This is a genomic window from Actinacidiphila sp. DG2A-62, from assembly GCF_035825295.1.
Taxonomy (GTDB): Bacteria; Actinomycetota; Actinomycetes; order Streptomycetales; family Streptomycetaceae; genus Actinacidiphila.
In genome coordinates this window covers 2,905,202-2,923,227 of record NZ_JAYMGI010000002.1, presented here as the reverse complement: position 1 = coordinate 2,923,227, position 18,026 = coordinate 2,905,202, and the positions used below count along the sequence as shown (strand labels likewise).

Genomic DNA, 18,026 nt, shown 5'->3' with positions numbered 1-18,026 from the left:
CGCGGACGGCGCTGAGGAACGTCGCGGACGGCCTTACGCCCGCGCGGCCGTCTCCCGGCGCGCGGGCGGGGCGGGGGCGGCTTATCGTGGCTGCTCCATGTGATCGCCAGGTGATCGTCCGTCTGCGGAGGTCCTGATGTCCGTGCGCAAGGAGGAGCTGGGGAGCGGGGGAGCGCCGCGTGCCGGGCGCACGGGAGCGGGAGCGGGCGCGCGAGCGCCGCGCACGGACGGCGCGGTGGACGCCGCGGTGGACGCCGTGGAGGAGGTCAGGGCCGCGGGGACGCCCGCGGGGCTGGCCGCCGGACTGGCCGCGGCGCTCGGCGGCCCGCACAAGGTGCTCGGGCGGATCACCGACCTGGTGGCGTACGCCTCGGACGCGAGCCCGTACCGCTTCGTGCCGCAGGCGGTGGCCGTGCCGGACAGCGTGCAGGACGTGGTCAGGCTCATGGCCTACGCCCGCGCCCACCGCCGCAACCTGGTCTTCCGCTCGGCCTGCACCAGCCTGAACGGCCAGGCCCAGGGCGAGGACGTCCTGGTGGACGTGCGGCGCCACTTCAGCGGCGCGGAGGTCGAGGCGGACGGCGCCCGGGTGCGGGTGCTGCCCGGCACCGTCCTCGCCCGGGTGAACGCCGCGCTGGCCCGCCACGGCCGGGTGCTCGGCCCCGACCCGGCCAGCGCCGCCGCCGCGACCGTCGGCGGCGTCATCGCCTGCAACGCCTCCGGCATGACCGCCGGCACCGCCCGCGACTCCTACCGCACGGTCGCCTCGCTGACCGTCGTCCTGCCCTCCAGCACCGTCGTGGACACCGGCGACCCCGACGCGGACAGCGCGCTGGCCGCCGCCGAGCCCGAGCTGTACCAGGGGCTGCTGGACCTGCGCGACGAGATCGAGGGCGACCCGGAGCTGGTCGCGCGCATCCGCGCCAAGCACGCGATCAAGAACACCTCCGGCTACCGCCTGGACGCCTTCCTCGACGGCGAGACCCCGGCGCAGATCCTGCGCGGGCTGATGATCGGCTCGCAGGGCACGCTGGGCTTCGTCGCCGAGGCGGTCTACGACACGCTGCCGCTGCGCCGCGCGGTCAGCGCCGGGCTGCTGCTCTTCCCGTCGCTCCCGGCCGCCGCGGCCGCGGTGCCGCTGTTCGCGCAGGCCGGCGCGGAGGCGGTCGAGCTGATGGACCGCGACACCCTCGCCGCCTGCGCCGGCCGCTCCGGCGCGCCCGCGCAGTGGGCGGACCTGCCGGCGGGCAGCGCGGCGCTGCTGGTGGAGTTCCGGGCGGCGGACGACACGGAGCTGGCGGCGTACGAGCGGGCGGCCCGCCGGATCTGCGACGACCTCGGCCTGATCTCCCCGCCGCCGGCGCGTGCCGGTGCCGGTGCCCGGACGGGTGCTGGGACGGGCGCCGGAGCGGGTGCCGGGGCCGGTGCCGAGCGCCCGGCCGGTCCGGCAGCCGGGTCCGCGGGTCCCGCGGCCGGGTTCGCCGCCGGGTTCGCCGCCGGGTTCGCCGCCGGGTCCGCCGCCGACCGCGTGGCCGGTCCCGGCGCGCGTCCCGGCGCCGGGTCCGCGGCCGGCCCGCCGACCCGTACGGGCACAACGCCTTCACCCGCGACCCCGAGCGGATCGCCGCGCTGTGGCGGGCCCGCAAGGCGTTCGTGTCGGCGGTGGGAGGCGCGCGGCGGCCCGGGACCACGCTGATCACCGAGGACTTCGCGGTGCCGCCCGAGCGGCTGGCCGAGGCGTGCGCCGAACTTCTCGCGCTCCAGCGCGCCCACGGCTTCGACGCGGCCGTCGCCGGCCACGCCGCCCACGGCAACCTGCACTTCCTGCTCGCCTTCGACGCCGCCGACCCGGCCGACACCGCGCGCTACGCCGCGTTCATGGACGACTTCTGCCACCTGGTCGCCGAGCGGTTCGACGGCTCGCTCAAGGCCGAGCACGGCACCGGCCGCAACCTCGCGCCCTACCTGGAGCTGGAGTGGGGCGCCAAGGCCACCGCGCTGATGTGGCGGGTCAAGCGGCTGCTCGACCCCGACGGCGTGCTCGCCCCGCGAGTGGTGCTCGACCAGGACCCGCGCGGCCATCTGCGCGGCCTGAAGACGCTGCCGGTGCTGCCCGCGGCCGAGGCCGCCGCCGACCCCTGCATCGAGTGCGGGCTGTGCGAGCCGGTCTGCCCCAGCCGCGACCTGACCACCACGCCGCGCCAGCGCATCGTGCTGCGCCGGGAGATGGCCCGCCAGCCGGCCGGCTCCCCGGTGCGCCGGGCGCTGCTCGACGCGTACGGCTACGACGCGGTCGACACCTGCGCGGGCGACTCGCTGTGCGGGCCGGCCTGCCCGGTCGGCATCGACACCGGCGCGCTGATGAAGGGCTTCCGGCGGGAGCGGCACCCGGCGGGCGCGCGGCGCGCGGCGGCGTTCACCGCGGCGCACTGGCGCACCGCCGAGCGCGCCGCGCGGGCCGCGCTCGCCACCGCCGCCGCGGTACGCGGCCGGGCCGGCGACCGGCCGCCGGCCGCCGCGACGGCGCTGGCCCGCTCGGCGGCGGAGGCGGCGGGGCTGCCGGGGCGGGAGCTGATACCCGGCTGGCTGCCGGAGCTCCCGGGCGCGGCGCCCGCGCTGCCGCGGACCCGGCGACAGGGCGCGGCGGCGGTCTACTTCCCCTCGTGCGTCAACCGGATCTTCGGGCCGCCCGCGCGGACCGGCGGCTGGGCCCCCGCGGCCCTGGTCGCGCTCGCCGAACGGGCCGGCGTCCCGCTGTGGATCCCGCCGGACGTGGCGGGGACGTGCTGCGCCACGGTGTTCCGCTCCAAGGGGTTCGCCGGGGCCGACGCGGTGATGGCCAACCGGGTGGTGGAGCACGCCTGGGCGTGGACCGGCGGCGGCCGGCTGCCGGTCGTGGTCGACTCCGGGTCGTGCGCGGTGGGGCTGGGCCGCGACGTCGTCCCGCACCTCACCGAGGCGAACCGGGAGCTGCACGCGGAGCTGGCCGTGGTCGACGCGGTGGTGTGGGCGGCGGAGCACCTGCTGCCGAAGCTGCCCGCCGGGGCGCGGGCGGGGGCGGTCGTGCTGCACCCCACGTGCGTGGGCGGGCCGGGCGCCGACGCGGCGCTGCGGGGCCTGGCGGAGGCCTGCGCGGAGGAGGTCGTGGTGCCGGACGACGCGGGGTGCTGCGGCTTCGCGGGGGACCGCGGGATGCTCCACCCGGAGCTGACGGCGTCTGCGACGCGGCGCGAGGCGGAGGAGGTCGCGGGGCGCGGCTACGACGCGTATCTGTCGTGCAACCGGCTCTGCGAGGTTGCGCTGGAGCGCGCTACGGGGGAGGTGTACGAGTCCGTCTTCGCCGCGTTGTGCCGCGCGCAGCGTCTCCCCTGACCCCCCGGCTGCCCCGGTCGGCCTCCTCCCGGCCCGCGCCCCTTCGGGTCAGGTCCTGCCCCGCCGGGGTGGTCTGCCGGGTGCGGGTTCGTGGGTGGCTGGTCGCGCAGTTCCCCGCGCCCCTTCGGGTCGCGTCGTGCCCCGCCGGGGTGGTTTGCCGGGTGCGCCCCGGCGGGTGGCTGGTCGCGCCGTTCCCCGCGCCCCTGAGTGCTTGACCTACGCGGTCGCGGCAACGTACGTCACCTCAGCGGCGACCCGAGCCCCGTCAGGGGCGCGGGGAACTGCGCGAGCAACCGTTGCGGGCGGGTGGACGGCGGCGGGCCTCAGCGGGGCAGTCGGGACCCCGAGAGGGGCGCGGGGAACTGCGCGAGCAACCACCGCGCAGCCGGGGACGGCGACGAGGCCGAGCGGGACAGCCGGGAGCCCGCCGGGACCCCGGGGCGCGGGCGGCGGAGCCGAGTGGGGGGCGGGGCCGGAGCCCGGGATCAGCGCTCGCGCGAGCGAAGGAGGCGGAGAAGCGCCGCCGCACAGAGCGCGGCCACCGCCACGGAGAACGCGAAGGTCGTCGTGACCAGCCCCCACGCCTGCGTGGCCGCGCCGAGCGCGACGACCGGCACGGCCAGCGCGACGTAGAGGACCAGGAAGTAGCTGGACGTGACGCCGGCCCGGCGTTCCGGCGCCGCCCCGGTCGACAGCGCCCCCAGCGCCTTCGTGAAGCTCATGCCCTGGCCGGCCCCGGCCACCACCGCCCCGGCCACCAGCAGCGGAAAGCTCGCGACCTCCACCGAGACCCCGACCAGGAGCACCCCGGCCACCAGCAGCGCGCACCCCCCGACCAGCGCCCCGCGCCCCGGCAGCCGCCGCGAGCCGAGCTGCACCGCCGCCGACGCGCCGAGCAGCAGGAACACCACCAGCCCGGCGACCGCCGCGCTGGACCTGCCGAAGACGTGCGCGACCACCTGCGGGGACACCGCGGTGAACAGCCCGAGCAGCGCGAACCCCGCGAACCCGGCCGTCGCGGACGTCACGAACGTCCCCCGCAGCCCCGCCGGCACCGACGGCCGCTGCGGCCGCAGCCGCGCCCCCGGCGCCACGTCCACGGTCTCCGGCACCAGCAGGACCAGCGCCGCGCAGACCACCACGCAGCCCGCGTGCACCGCGAAGGACAGCCGCAGCGGCGCCGGCAGGTACCGCACCGCGAGGCCCGCGAGCAGCGGGCCGAGCCCGAGCCCGCCGATGTTGGCCGCCGTGGCGACGGGCGCGGCCCGCCGGCTCCACCGCGGCGGCGCCGCCTCGATCACCGCCGCGGTCGCCGCGCCGAGGAACACCCCGGCCGACACCCCCGACAGGAACCGCCCGACCAGCAGCACCCACACCCGGTCCGCGCCCAGGAAGACCAGGCTGGAGGCCAGCGCCGCGCCGAGCCCGGCGAGCAGCATCGGCCGCCGGCCCACCACGTCCGACCAGCGTCCGCACAGCAGCAGCGTGGCCAGCACGCCCACCGCGTAGACGGCGAACACCACCGTCTGCACCAGGGTGGAGAAGCCGAGCCGGTGCTCGTACAGGGGGTATATCGGCGTCGGCATGGTGGTGCCGACCATGACCACCGTGAACGACAGGACAACGCAGAAGAAGGCCGGCGCCGGTCCGAGCCGTGGCCCGCTCACGAGGTCCTCCTTGGCCGGATCGGACGCCAGGTCGTGCGGCGCGCTGCGTGCGGCAGGAAACCGCAGGTCGGGACGGTCGCGTGCGGGCGGGCACGCCGGTCGGCCGCGGGCCCGCCCGACGTCGCGGCGGCGCCCCGCCGGTCCGCCCGGCCGGCGCACCATAGGCGTCCCGCCCCGCCGCGGGCAACCCCGCCCCGCCGGCCGCCGCCGTGTCGCCCCGGCGCTACGTCTCCGCGTCCCCCGCGGCCTTCGCGTCCCCCGCCCGCGCCGCCTCCCCCGCGCCGTCCCCCGGACCGTCGGGCGCCAGCAGCAGCAGGATCACGTCGTCGGACAGCGACCCTCCGGCGTGCCGCAGCAGGTCCGCGTACAGGCCCTCCACCGCCGAGTCCAGGTCGCCGCCGCGGCCCGCGACCAGTGGCCCGACCCGCTCGGCCAGCGGGTAGAACGCGCCGTCGCGCGGGTCGCGGGCCTCGATCACGCCGTCCGTGCACAGCACCAGCACGTCCCCGGGGCGCAGCGGCACCCGCCACGGCGTCGGGCCGCCGGCCACCATGTCGGCCAGTCCCAGCGGCAGCCAGGGCTCGGCCGGGTCGGCCCTGGTCACGCTGCCGTCGCGGGACACCAGCAGCGGCGGCACGTGCCCGTAGTGCAGCAGCTCCACGCTGCCGCAAGGGGCGTCGAACTGCGCGAACAGCGCGGTGATGAAGTCGCCGCCGGTGACGTGCCGGCGCACGCTGGTGTCCACCCGGGCCGCCAGCCGGTCCAGGCCGCCCTCGTCGTAGGCGGCCTCGCGGAACGCGCCGAGCACCACCGCCGAGGTCTGCACCGCCGCGAGGCCCTTGCCGCGCACGTCCCCGATCAGCGCGCGCACCCCGTGCGGGGTCTCCAGCACCGCGTACAGATCGCCGCCGATCTGCGCGGCGTCGGCCGCCGAGACGTAGCGCGCGGCGACCCGCACCGGGCCGACCCGGGGCGCGGGCGGCTGCATCAGCGCGTGCTGCGCGGCCTCGGCGACCGAGGAGATCGCGGTGTACGCCTTCGCGCCGGTCTCCCGCCGCCAGGCGATGTAGACGCTGAAGACGCACACCAGCCCGTAGGCGAAGAGCTGGCCGAAGAGCACGTCGTGGTCGGGGATGTCGGTCACCCCGTCGTACGGCGACAGCGCGGCCTGCACGGCCGCGCCGAGCAGGCTGACCACCAGGGTGCGGCGCCAGTTGACGGTGATGGAGGCCAGCGCGGGCGCCACGACGATGCCCGGGGTGAGGAAGTGGTCCCGGCCGGCCATCAGGTCCGCGGCCACCACGACGAGCAGCGCGCCGATCGGGAGCGACATGCCCATCCGGGACAGGTGCTCGCTCTCCAGCCGCGCCACTGTCCGGGTGAACCAGGCCTTCTTCACACGGTGCACCCATCTGCGCTCGTCGGTCCGCCGGTCCCCGCGGCGTCCGGCCCGCTGCCCGTCCGCCGCCCGGCTGCTGTCCGTTCGATGCCCGCCTGCCGCTCGCTCCCGCGGTCCGCCGCGTCCTCCCATCTCAAGCCAGCCGCGGGCCGCGCGCAACTCATCGGGCGCGGCGGCACGCGCCTGTGTTCGGCCGAGTGCCCGTCCGACGGTGTTCAGCCGCCTGTTTTCGGCCGCCTGTGTTGCGCCCGGTGAAGGTTCTGCGACAGCGGGGGCCCTCGGGGTGGCCGGGACGCACGGGACTTCCTAGGGTCGCCGTGTACCTGCCACTCGGGCCCGTCGGCGGGCCCGGACCACGGCACGACGCGCTGGAGGACCTTGTGCGCAAGGCACTGATCGCAACCGCCACCGCCGCCCTCGCGGGCCTGCTGGTGATCCCGGCAGCCGCGGCCGGCACCGCGGGCCCGGGCGCGCCCGGGATCGGCGACCCGTACTACCCGACGTACGGCAACGGCGGCTACGACGTCTCCCACTACGACCTGGACCTGTCCTACCAGCCGGCGACGGACACGCTCAGCGGCACCACGACGGTCACCGCGACCGCGACGCAGGGCCTGACCAGCTTCGACCTGGACTTCGCGCTGGACGTCAGCAAGGTCACGGTGAACGGCAGGCCCGCGGCGTTCGCCACCAGCGGCGAGCAGGAGCTGGTGGTCACCCCGCGGCACCCGCTGGCCCGCGGCCAGCGGATCTCGGTCGCCGTCACCTACTCCGGGGTGCCGTCGACCGTGCAGCGGTACGGGTTCACCTCCTGGCAGCGCACCCCGGACGGGGGAGTGGCGGTCAACGAGCCGGAGTCGGCGTGGTGGTGGTTCCCCAGCAACGACCACCCCGCGGACAAGGCCACCTACGACGTCACCGTGAAGGTGCCGTCCGGCGAGCAGGCGATCAGCAACGGCCTGCTGGTCTCCTCGCGGACCCGGAACGGCTGGACCTCCTTCCACTGGCGGCAGGACGAGCAGCAGGCCACGTACCTGGCCACCCTCGCGGTCGGCCGCTTCGACCTCACGCACAGCCGCACCGGCGCGGGCGTGCCGGTGATCAACGCGTACAGCACCGCACTGGACCCGACCGTCGCCGCCAACGCCCGGGCGTCGGTCGAGCGCACCGGCGAGATCATCGACTTCCTCAGCGGCTGGTTCGGCCCCTACCCGTTCGACGCCGCCGGCGGCTACGTGCCGAACGTGACCTCGCACTTCTCCCTGGAGGCGCAGACCCGCGTCTTCTACAGCCCGGCGTTCTTCGCCAAGGGCGTGAACACCGACGTCGTCGCGCACGAGCTGACCCACCAGTGGTGGGGCGACGACGTCTCGCTGGAGCGCTGGTCGGACATCTGGCTCAACGAGGGCTTCGCCAGCTACGCCGAGTGGCTGTGGGCCGAGCACGAGGGCAAGGGCACCCCGCAGCAGCTCGCGCGGCAGGTCTACGACGCGCACCCGGCCGACGACCCGTTCTGGACGGTGAAGCCCGGCGACCCGGGCGCGGCCAACCAGTTCGACGACGCGGTCTACGACCGGGGCGCGGTCGCCGTCCAGGCGCTGCGCGACACCATCGGCGACCCCGCGTTCCGCGCGCTGCTCAAGGCGTGGCCCGCGCAGCACCGCTACGGCAACGGCACGATCGCGCAGTTCGAGACGCTCGCCGAGCACCTGTCCGGCCGGAACCTGCACGACTTCTTCCAGACCTGGCTGTTCACCCCGGCCAAGCCGGCGAGCTTCCCGGCCGGGTCCTGAGCCCTGGCCAGATGCGGCGCCCCTTCGCGCCGCGGGTCCTCACGCCGCGGGTTTTCACGCCGCGCCCCCTCACGCCGCGCCCCCTCACGCCGCGCCCCCTCACGCCGCGGGTCCTCACGCCGCGCCGACGGACACGCCGGCGCGGGAGGGCGTGAGGCACCATGGACCGCGGGCGGGCCGACCGACGACCCGCCCGCGGCACATGGGGAGCGTACGGGCACGTGGACACGGACGAGGACACGGCGGGGGCGGGCGCGGCGGACGCCGATCCGCCGACGGACGCCGATCCGCTGACGGACGCCGAGCTGCCGACGGACGCTGAGCTGCGGGCGGACTGCGCCGCGTGCTTCGCGCTGTGCTGCGTCGGCCTGGCCTTCACCCGGTCCGCGGACTTCGCCCGCGACAAGGCGGCCGGCGAGCCCTGCGGCAACCTCGGCGCGGACCACCGCTGCGGCGTCCACGGCCGGCTGCGCGCCACCGGCTGGACCGGCTGCTCGGTCTACGACTGCATCGGCGCCGGCCAGAAGGTCTCCCGCCGCACCTTCGGCGGCGCGGACTGGCGGGACGCCGCCGACGGGGGCGCCGCGATGTTCGCCGCACTGCCGGTGATGCGCCAGCTGCACGAGCTGCTGTGGTACCTCACCGACGTGCTGGACCGGCCGGCCGCCGCCGAGCTGCACGGCCCGGCCGCCCGGGAGCTGGCCCGCCTGCGCGCGCTCACCGACACCGACCCCACCGGGCTGCTCGCGGTGGACCCGGCCGCCGAGCGGGCCGCGGTCGGCGGCCTGCTGCGGCGGGCGAGCGCGCTGGTCAGGGCCGGGGCCCCGGGCCGCGGGGCCCGCCGCGGCGGCGCCCGTGCACGGCCGGGCGCCGACCTGATCGGGGCCCGGCTGCGCGGCGCCGACCTGCGCGCGGCGGACCTGCGCGGCGCCTACCTCATCGGCGCCGACCTGCGCGGCGCGGACCTGCGGCTGGCCGACCTGATCGGCGCCGATCTGCGCGCGGCCGATCTGCGCGGCGCCGACCTGACCGGCGCGCTGTTCGTCACCCAGGCCCAGCTGAACGCCGCCAGGGGCGACGCGCGCACCCGCGTGCCGGCCCGCCCGGCGCGGCCGGCCCACTGGGCGGACGCGGACATGGTCATGAGCACCCCCGCAGATCACGTATAGTTGTCCTCGCGGGCGCCGCTAGCTCAGTTGGTTAGAGCAGCTGACTCTTAATCAGCGGGTCCGGGGTTCGAGTCCCTGGCGGCGCACCTGGTTTGAAGGCTCCTCGCGGAAGCGGGGGGCCTTCAGCGTACGCGGACAAGGTTCAGATGCTCATCGACAGCAGCACCGGCGCGGCGCGCTCGTGCAGGGTGTCGGCCGCGGGCCGCAGCCGGTGCGCCTGGGCGTACGGCATGGACAGCGCCAGGCAGGCCACCGTCTTGCCGATGGTCACCGGGATGGCGGCGCAGACCGTGCCCACCGCGTACTCCTGGAGGTCCAGGGTGGGGACGGTGGCCGGCTGCCGCTCCAGCTTCGTCAGCAGCACCCGGTCGTCGACCTCGGTGCGCGAGGTGAGCCGGGCCGGGCGGTGCCGGGACAGGTGCTCCAGCCGGCCGTTGTGGTCCAGCTGCGCCAGCAGGCACTTGCCGACCGCGCTGGCGTGGGCGGAGGAGCGGAAGTCCACCCACTCGTTGACCTTCGGCGCGTTCGGGCCGTCGGCGAAGTCGATGATCTTGACTTCGCCGTCGTCGTAGCGGCTGAAGTAGACCGCCGCGCCGACCTCGTCGCGCAGCTCGGCCAGCACCGCCTTGAGCTTCTCGGCCAGCGCCGCGTCGCGGTCCGCCGCGCCGAGCAGCACCAGGGACTCGCCGACTACGTAGCCGCCGCCGGGCAGGAAACCGAGATAGCGCTCGTGCCGCAGCATGCCCAGGAGCTGTTCCAGATACGCCATCGGCACGCCGATCTCCCGCGCCAGCTGCTCGGCGGTGACGCCGTGCCGGTGCGAGTCGACGGATTGAGATCGTTTCACCCTGAATTCGCAGGTCGCGGTACTGGTGTGAGTCCGTGACGGGGTGCTCGTGCAGGCCGAGGGCCTGATCGTCTTGGGGTGATCGTTCGTCACCGTCGGACCTCGGAGTTCGCTAGGACGAGCAGGGCCCGCAGCAGGGTGGTGGCGTGACGGGCGTTCATGCGGACCTTGGTCAGGACGCGCCAGGTCTTCAGGTTCGCGAAGCCGTGCTCAACGGCGGCGCGTTCGCGGCTGACCAGCCGGTTCGCCTCCCTCTCGGCGTCGGTGAGGCGGCGGGAGCGCGTCGCCTTGCGGCCGGTGATGATCACGGGATTGTCGTCAGGGTCGTCGTCCAGTCCGACGAAGCCGAGGTCGGCAAGGGCGCCGAGGCCGGCCTCGCGCAGATGCGCGGTGATGTGGTCGTGGCGGGCGGCGGTGATCTCGCTGGCCCGGCCGGGACGGGCCGAGGAGATCCAGATCAGGTTGCCCTTCTCATCGGTGAGAGCAAGGAAGAGCAGGCCGTGGGCCTTGTGTTTCCCGCTGTAGTTCTTGCGGTTGGCCGCCCCGGTGCGGCGGCGGGTGCGGACCAGGGTGCCGTCCAGCAGGACCACCGCACCGCCGGAACGGGCGATCTTCTTCAGGGCGCGGTCCAGACGTGGGGCCTTCGCGGCCAGCAGGTCGAGTACTTCGAGGACCCAGCGTCGGACGGTGGCGGCCGAGACCGCGTTGCCGCCGGCCATGTCGGCCAGGCGCTGGTCGTGACGCAGGACAGCGAGCACGACGATCGCCTGGGTGCCGGGGGCGGCCTTGCGCCAGCGCGTGCCCAGCTGCTTGCGGCGCCGGCGTATCAGTCCGGCGACGAGATCGACGGTCCGCTTCGACACGGGAAGCCGGACCTGGTAGACAACACCGGGAGAGCCCCCGGCGGGCGGCTGCTTCTTCACACAGGCGCCAACTCCTGCCGGGGGTCCTCACGTTACGGCCGAAACCGGCCGATCCGCCCGGCGTCAGCGTGGTCAGCACGGCAGATAGCGCCCGGAGCCGTTCCGGGCCAGCCAGCCCCGGCCGGACAGCTTGCGCAACTGCCCTCGGACCGGCTCGACCTTCCCCGGGGTGTTCTCCCGGCCCAGCGCGAGCGCGACGTCCTTGGCCATCACCGGCCCCGCCGCAGCCGTCACGATCTCCATGATCCGCCGGTACTCCGGCGTCAGCACCTCCACCCCCATGCCCTCCTCACGGTCGGGAACCAGCCGCATCCCGGCCGCCCCCGGCGTCACCACCACCACCCGCTCCGGCTCCGGCTCCGGCTCCGGCTCCGGCTCCGGCTCCACGATGCCCGACGGCCGCCTTCCTCCGTCCGTCGCCTCGGCCCACTGCCCGAACACCACCTCGGCCGCCTCCAGCCGGCCCAGCTCGACGTCGATCTCCGCCAGTTCCTTGCGCAGCAGCTCCGCCCGCTCCGTCAGCCGCATCCGCCGCTCGATCGTCCACGTCAGCACGTCCACCATGCGCCTCCCTCCCGCTGCGGAACCTACGAGACGCCCGGATGCGCCACCCCAGAATCCGCGAACCGGCCCGTGGCAGATGATCACCTGCTAACGATCACGGCCGAGAGCAGCGCGAGCGCGTCAATCGCCACCCACACCAGCGGCCCGACCTGCGAATTCAGGATGAAAATCGATCATTCCAGTACGCGCAGTGCGTGCTGCACCGCATGCACCGGCCCGATGCGTCGGTGTTCCAGCGCCACGGTAGCCCCCTGCCGGTAAGACCGTCTGCGACCCCCGCCTCACGCCTGGTCACGGGCCAGGAGCAAGGGCCTGGCCACGGCGCGTGGCCGGAACTCCACGATAACCCCAAAGCCCTTGTCAGATGCGGGCGTTGAGCGGGCACAGCGGCGGCCCCGGGCGTCTGTGCAGGAAGGGGCCACTCTGGCATATGCCGTTGTCACTGCCCTATTTCCGGGGTGCGCCGGAGCCGTCGGCTCGCCCCCGGGAACAACCGGACGCTCACTCCGGTTGGCGCAAGGGCAACCGCACCTGCACCACCGAGCACGAACGATCACCGAGCACGAACTGGGAGGCGCCCGCCGTGGGTGACGAACGACTGGGCATCCGCGGACCGGCCCGCGGAACCGCGCCCGTACCGCTGTCGGTTTTGGACCTGGCCACCGTCGGCAAGGGGCTCACCGCCACCGACGCGCTGCGCACCAGCGTGGCGATCGCACGGACCGCCGAGCGGCGCGGCTACCACCGGATGTGGGTGGCCGAGCACCACTCCATGCCCGGCGTCGCCAGCTCCTCGCCCGCGGTGATCCTCGCCCACCTGGCCGCCCACACCCGCACCCTGCGGCTCGGCTCGGGCGGGGTGATGCTGCCCAACCACGCGCCGCTGGTGATCGCCGAGCAGTTCGGCACGCTGGAGGCGCTCGCGCCCGGCCGGATCGACCTCGGGCTGGGCCGCGCGCCCGGCACCGACGGGGCGACCGCCGCCGCGCTGCGCCGGCTGGAGTCGCTGCACGAGGGCGCCGACGACTTCCCGCGCCAGCTCGCCGAGCTGACCCGGTTCCTGGACGACGACTTCCCCGACGGCCACCCCTACGCCCGCATCCACGCCATCCCCGGCCCGGTCCAGGGCAGCGCGGAGGGCGGGGTGCAGTCGCCGCACCGGCCGAGCGTGTGGCTGCTGGGCTCCTCCGGCTTCAGCGCCCAGCTGGCCGGCGCGCTCGGGCTGCCGTTCTCCTTCGCGCACCACTTCTCCGCCGCCAACACTGTGCCCGCGCTGGCCCTGTACCGCGAGTCGTTCCGGCCCTCGGAGGTGCTGGACCGCCCCTACGCCTCGATCGGGGTGTCCGCGCTGGCCGCCGAGGACCCGGAGCAGGCCCGCCGCCAGGTGCTGGCCGGCGCGCTGTCGATGCTGCGGCTGCGCACCGGCCGGCCCGGCCTGGTGCCCACCCCGGAGGAGGCGGCGGACTACGAGTTCCGGCCGATGGAACGGGAGTTCGTCGACTCCTGGCTGGCGAACGTCATCTACGGCGACCCGGAGTCGGTGCGCCGCGGGCTGGACGAGCTGGTCGCGCGGACCGGCGCGGACGAGCTGGTGATCACCGCCAACGCGCACACGCCGGCGGCCCGGCTGCGCTCGTACGAACTCGTCGCCGACGCCTACGGCTTCCCGCAGGACGCCACCGCCGGCGTCGACGCCGGCGCCGCCGCCGGCGCTGGCGAGGAGGCCGGCGCGGACGGCGGCGCGGACGTCGGGCGCGGGGCCCCGACAGGAGTGTCCGCTCCCTGACAACTGATGTCCGTACCCGCGGTGGTCCAACGGACGACCGACCGCGGGTCTTGGGTTAACCCAGGATTAAAGCCGCTCGTCACCCGCCTGACGAGCGGCTTTGTCGTTGCCGCGGAAAGCTACCGTCCGGTCGGTCCGGGCCGAATTGGTCTAGACCCAACCTTGGTTCGTACCATTGACGTGCACTTGACGAGGCCCTATCAATACGAGGGTTGACGCATCTTTGGGCCCTCGGGCCGACTCCCCCCGAGTCCCCCGTCGTTCCTCCTTCTCCCCGGAGGTTCTCGTGCATTCCAGGAAGAAAGCGTTCGTGGCCGCCGCCGCGAGCGCGGCGATGACCGCCGGTGCGCTGGCCGCGCTGGCCTTCGGCGGAGGCACCGCGCAGGCGGACACCGCCGCCGCCAAGCCGGCCGCCGCCGCGGCCACGAGCAGCGGCGGCGTCAAGATCGCCTACTACGACCAGTGGAGCGTGTACGGCAACGCGTTCTACCCCAAGAACCTCGACACCGAGGGCATCGCGGGCAAGCTGGACATCCTCAACTACTCGTTCGAGAACATCGATCCGACCAATCTCACGTGTTTCGAGGCGACCAAGGCGTCGGACTCCACGAACGAGAGCGACCCCAACGCCGGTGACGGCGCGGGCGACGCGTTCGCCGACTACCAGAAGTCCTTCGGCGCCGACATCAGCGTCAACGGCACCGCGGACACCTGGAACCAGCCGATCGTGGGCAACTTCAACCAGCTCAAGGAGCTGAAGGCGAAGTACCCGAAGCTGAAGATCGTCGCCTCCATCGGCGGCTGGACCTACTCCAAGTACTTCTCCGACGTCGCGGCCACCGACGCCTCCCGCAAGAAGTTCGTCAGCTCCTGCATCGACATGTTCATCAAGGGCAACCTGCCGGTCCAGGGTGGCTACGGGGGCACCGGCTCGGCGGCCGGCATCTTCGACGGCTTCGACCTCGACTGGGAGTACCCCGGCTCGCCCAACGGCCACGTGGGCAACCACTACAGCGCGGCCGACAAGGCCAACTACACCGCGCTGGCGGCCGAGTTCCGCTCCGAGCTGGACGCGTACGGCGCGGCCAACGGCGGCAAGCACATGCTGCTCACCGCGGCGCTGCCGTCCGGCCAGGACAAGATCGCGAACCTCCAGACCGACAAGCTCGGGCAGTACCTGGACTACGCGAACATCATGACCTACGACATGCACGGCGCCTGGGACGCGACCGGTCCGACCAACCACCAGGACCCCACGTACCAGTCGGCGAGCGACCCGTCCTCGGCGATCAGCCCCGGGACCTCGAAGTACAGCACCGACGAGGCGATCAAGGCCTGGACCACCGGCGACCCCGCGTACGGCATCCCCGGCGGCTTCCCGGCCAACAAGATCACCATGGGCTACCCGCTGTACTACCGCGGCTGGACCGGCGTGCCGGCCGGCAGCAACCACGGCCTGTACCAGTCGGCCACCGGACCCGCCTCGGCGCGCGGCATCAGCCAGGTCGCGGGCACCGCGTACTACAAGGAGCTGTCCGGCATCGTCGACAACGCCTCGACCACCTTCTGGGACGCGGCCTCGGGCTCCAACTACTTCTACAACGGCACCGAGTTCTGGACCGGACTGGGCAGCCAGGGCATCCAGGCCAAGGCGGACTACGCGCACTGCCACGGTCTCGGCGGCTCGATGATGTACTCGCTGCTCGACCTGGACGCCTCGGCCACGCTCTTCAACAAGATCGTGACCGCCACCAACGGGTCCGCCCCGGCCGACTGCTCCGGCACCGGCGGCACCAGCGGCGGCACGTCCACCGGCACGTCGACCGGCACCAGCACCGGTACGTCGACCGGCACCAGCTCGGGCACGACGTCCGGCACCACGTCGGGCACGACCACGGGCACCACGACCGGCACGACCACCGGCACCACCACCGGCACCACGACCGGCACCAGCACCGGCACCACCACGGGCAGCACGACCGGCGGCACCGGCGGCTGCACGCTGCCGGCCTGGAGCTCCACCGCCATCTACGTCAACGGCGACAAGGTCTCCTACAACGGCCACAACTGGCAGGCCAAGTGGTGGACCACCAACGAGGTGCCCGGCACCACCGGTGAGTGGGGCGTCTGGCTGGACCTCGGCGCCTGCTGATCCGCGTCGGCGCGCCACTGCACGACCGAACCAGCGCGTGACCGCACCACCGCACCACCTCACCAGCGCACGACCGCACCACCGCCGAGACCCAGGCGCCCGGCGCCTGACCAGGCCCGCGTCCTTACTCCCCCCGAGGACGCGGGCCGCCTCGCGTTCGCGGCCGGGCCCGCGCGGGGCCGGGAACGCGCCCGCGCCGTCAGTTCAGCAGCGCGGAGATCGCGTCCGCGCCCACCGGCCGGGACCAGTGCCAGCCCTGGCCGGTGTCGCAGCCGATCCGGCGCAGCCGCTCGGCCTGCTCGGCGTTCTCCACGCACTCCGCGGTCACTGTCAGGCCGAGCCGGTGGGCGAGGTCGACCAGCGCCACCACGATCGTCTCGTCGGCCGGGTTGGGGTGCTCGGCGGACCGGAAGCCCTGCACGAAGGAGCCGTCCAGCTTCAGCGCGGACACCGGAAGCCTGCTCATGTAGGCGAGGTTGGAGTAGCCGGTGCCGAAGTCGTCGATGGCGATCCGCACGCCCATCTCGTGCAGCGCGTGCAGCGCCTGCAACGGCCGCCCGGCCGAGCCCATCAGCGCCGACTCGGTCAGCTCCAACTGCAGCAGCCGCGGCGGCAGCCCGGTCTCCCGCAGGATCGCCGCCACATCGGCCACCAGGTCGGAGTCCCACACCTGCCGCACCGCCACGTTGACGCTCACCACCGGCGGCGCGGCGGGGAACGCCTGCTCCCAGGCCCGCGCCTGGCGGCAGGACTCGGCCAGCACCCAGCGGCCCAGCTGCACGATCGAGCCGTCCTCCTCGGCCAGCCCGATGAAGCGGTTCGGCGCCAGCCGCCCGAAGTGCGGGTGCTCCCAGCGCACCAGCGCCTCCACGCCGCGCAGTTCGCCGGTGTCCAGCGCCACCAGCGGCTGGTAGTCCAGGACGAACTCGCCGCGCTCGACGGCCTGCCGCAGGGTGCGCGACAGCGCCTGGCGGGTCATCCGGTGCTCGTTGCGCTCGGGGTCGAAGAGCGTCCAGCGCGCCTTGCCGTCGGCCTTCGCCCAGTACAGCGTGGTGTCCGCGGCCTGCATCAGCAGCGTCGCGGTGGTGCCGGCCGCCTCCCGCTCCACCACGCCGATGCTCGCCGACACCGCCAGCCGGTGCCCGGCCACGTCGAACGGCCGCTGGAGCGCCTCCAGCGCCGCCGCGGCCAGCGCGGTGGCCTGACCGGTGCCGGTGGAGTCCTGCAGCAGCACCGCGAACTCGTCGCCGCCCAGGCGCGCCACCAGGTGGCCGCCGGGCTCCGCGATCTCCAGGAGCCCGGCCACCGCCGCGAGCAGCTCGTCGCCGACCCGGTGGCCGAGCGTGTCATTGACCGCCTTGAAGCCGTCCAGGTCCAGGTAGCACAGCCCGATCCGGCCGGTGCCGTCCGCGTCCGGCGGCTGCGCGCGGTCGCAGGCCACGGCGAGCCGCTCGAAGAACAGCGCCCGGTTCGGCAGCCGGGTCACCGGGTCGTGCATCCGCAGGTGCCGCAACTCCTCGCGCAGGCCGTCGCGTTCGCCGACGTCCTGGACGGTCAGCAGCAGCGGCGCGCCGTCGGTGCGGGCCAGGGTGATCTCGGCGCGGACCGTGCCGCCGTCGAGCCGGGCCAGCCTGCGGGTGCAGCGCAGCCGCCGGCGCCGGCCGGTGAGCACCTCGTGGAAGGCGGCGTGCGCGTGCGGGTCGCCGCCCAGCCCCAGCAGCGCCGCCGCGCCCATCGCGACCATCCGCTCGGGCGCGGTGCCCAGCAGGTCGGCGAGCGCGGGGTTGGCCGCGAGCACCGCGCCGTCCGGGCCGAGCAGCGCCATCGCCGTGCCGGCCACGGCGAAGGCGGCGCGGTAGTCGTGCGGGCCGGCGTTGGGAAGGCCGGTGTCCGGGAGACCGGCGCCCGGGAGCGCCGCGCCGGGGAGGCCGGTGTCCGGGAGCGCCGCGTCCCGGGGGCCGCCGGCCAGCTCGTCGGAGGGCGCGGACCACTCCTGGAGGTGACTCTGTGTGATGACGTGTGCCGTACTCTCGGGCGTGCTTCCGGGGCTGCCCGAGGGTCCGCCCATGGCCTGCTCCCTGTTCGCGATGTCGTCACCGCGATCATATGGGCTGGCGGAGTTGGTGTTCCAGCGCCGCCGCGGTGATTCTCGGCACCCATGCTGACGGAATGACCGATTCCGCTCGTTTCCTTCACCTCTCCGACCACACTGCGCATGCCATGACGCTGTGTAGTCGTCCGGACGGGTGGGGGTACGAACACCAGCGCCCCTGCGGCCGACACCCGCTCGGAGCATCCGAACGCCTCATATCACCCCATTCCATAGCAAGGTGACAGTGCGACCCGGCGTGCCG

At 74.6% G+C, this 18,026-nt stretch carries 10 protein-coding genes, 1 tRNA gene and 2 pseudogenes; 7 read left to right on the top strand and 6 right to left on the bottom strand.

Annotation, left to right across the window (positions count from 1 at the left end; all coding sequences use genetic code 11):
- Positions 1 to 136 precede the first annotated feature (136 nt).
- Positions 137 to 1,365: pseudogene (locus VSR01_RS12890) on the top strand (FAD-binding oxidoreductase); the annotation flags it as partial.
- Between the two features lie 228 nt (positions 1,366 to 1,593).
- Positions 1,594 to 3,372 (top strand): annotated as a pseudogene (locus tag VSR01_RS12885) (FAD-linked oxidase C-terminal domain-containing protein); the annotation flags it as partial.
- 485 nt (positions 3,373 to 3,857) lie between these two features.
- Here VSR01_RS12885 and VSR01_RS12880 read toward each other — a convergent pair.
- Together VSR01_RS12880 and VSR01_RS12875 are read right to left on the bottom strand one after the other, a co-directional pair.
- Positions 3,858 to 5,039: an MFS transporter gene (locus VSR01_RS12880; RefSeq protein ID WP_326449371.1), complete on the bottom strand. Its 1,182-nt coding sequence runs from the start codon at positions 5,037 to 5,039 to the stop codon at positions 3,858 to 3,860.
- Positions 5,040 to 5,262: 223 nt separating this feature from the next.
- Positions 5,263 to 6,438 (bottom strand): PP2C family protein-serine/threonine phosphatase, encoded by a 1,176-nt coding sequence (locus VSR01_RS12875; RefSeq protein ID WP_326449370.1) that lies wholly within the window; start codon positions 6,436 to 6,438, stop codon positions 5,263 to 5,265.
- 380 nt (positions 6,439 to 6,818) lie between these two features.
- On the opposite strand from VSR01_RS12875, the gene VSR01_RS12870 reads away from it, so the two are divergent.
- The 3 genes from VSR01_RS12870 to VSR01_RS12860 all read left to right on the top strand — a co-directional run bounded on the left by VSR01_RS12870 (position 6,819) and on the right by VSR01_RS12860 (position 9,486).
- Positions 6,819 to 8,231, top strand: a complete 1,413-nt coding sequence (locus tag VSR01_RS12870) for a M1 family metallopeptidase (protein WP_326449369.1) — start codon at positions 6,819 to 6,821, stop codon at positions 8,229 to 8,231.
- 290 nt (positions 8,232 to 8,521) lie between these two features.
- Positions 8,522 to 9,400, top strand: a complete 879-nt coding sequence (locus VSR01_RS12865) for a pentapeptide repeat-containing protein (protein ID WP_326453631.1) — start codon at positions 8,522 to 8,524, stop codon at positions 9,398 to 9,400.
- Between the two features lie 12 nt (positions 9,401 to 9,412).
- A tRNA-Lys gene (locus VSR01_RS12860) sits at positions 9,413 to 9,486 on the top strand.
- Positions 9,487 to 9,542: 56 nt separating this feature from the next.
- Here VSR01_RS12860 and VSR01_RS12855 read toward each other — a convergent pair.
- The 3 genes from VSR01_RS12855 to VSR01_RS12845 form a co-directional block, all read right to left on the bottom strand.
- On the bottom strand, positions 9,543 to 10,247 hold the full coding sequence (locus tag VSR01_RS12855) for an IclR family transcriptional regulator (protein ID WP_326449368.1): 705 nt from the start codon (positions 10,245 to 10,247) through the stop codon (positions 9,543 to 9,545).
- An 89-nt stretch (positions 10,248 to 10,336) separates the two neighbouring features.
- Positions 10,337 to 11,170: a transposase family protein gene (locus VSR01_RS12850; protein ID WP_326449367.1), complete on the bottom strand. Its 834-nt coding sequence runs from the start codon at positions 11,168 to 11,170 to the stop codon at positions 10,337 to 10,339.
- Between the two features lie 72 nt (positions 11,171 to 11,242).
- Positions 11,243 to 11,734: a hypothetical protein gene (locus VSR01_RS12845; RefSeq protein WP_326449366.1), complete on the bottom strand. Its 492-nt coding sequence runs from the start codon at positions 11,732 to 11,734 to the stop codon at positions 11,243 to 11,245.
- Between the two features lie 583 nt (positions 11,735 to 12,317).
- On the opposite strand from VSR01_RS12845, the gene VSR01_RS12840 reads away from it, so the two are divergent.
- Together VSR01_RS12840 and VSR01_RS12835 are read left to right on the top strand one after the other, a co-directional pair.
- Entirely contained in the window at positions 12,318 to 13,520 is a 1,203-nt protein-coding gene (locus VSR01_RS12840; RefSeq protein WP_326449365.1) for an LLM class flavin-dependent oxidoreductase, read from the top strand.
- Between the two features lie 334 nt (positions 13,521 to 13,854).
- Complete coding sequence (locus VSR01_RS12835; protein ID WP_326453630.1) at positions 13,855 to 15,672, top strand: glycosyl hydrolase family 18 protein; 1,818 nt, start codon at positions 13,855 to 13,857, stop codon at positions 15,670 to 15,672.
- Between the two features lie 199 nt (positions 15,673 to 15,871).
- Here the strand turns inward: VSR01_RS12835 and VSR01_RS12830 are convergent, their stop codons facing one another.
- Positions 15,872 to 17,740: a putative bifunctional diguanylate cyclase/phosphodiesterase gene (locus tag VSR01_RS12830; protein WP_442785446.1), complete on the bottom strand. Its 1,869-nt coding sequence runs from the start codon at positions 17,738 to 17,740 to the stop codon at positions 15,872 to 15,874.
- Between the last annotated feature and the right edge of the window lie 286 nt (positions 17,741 to 18,026).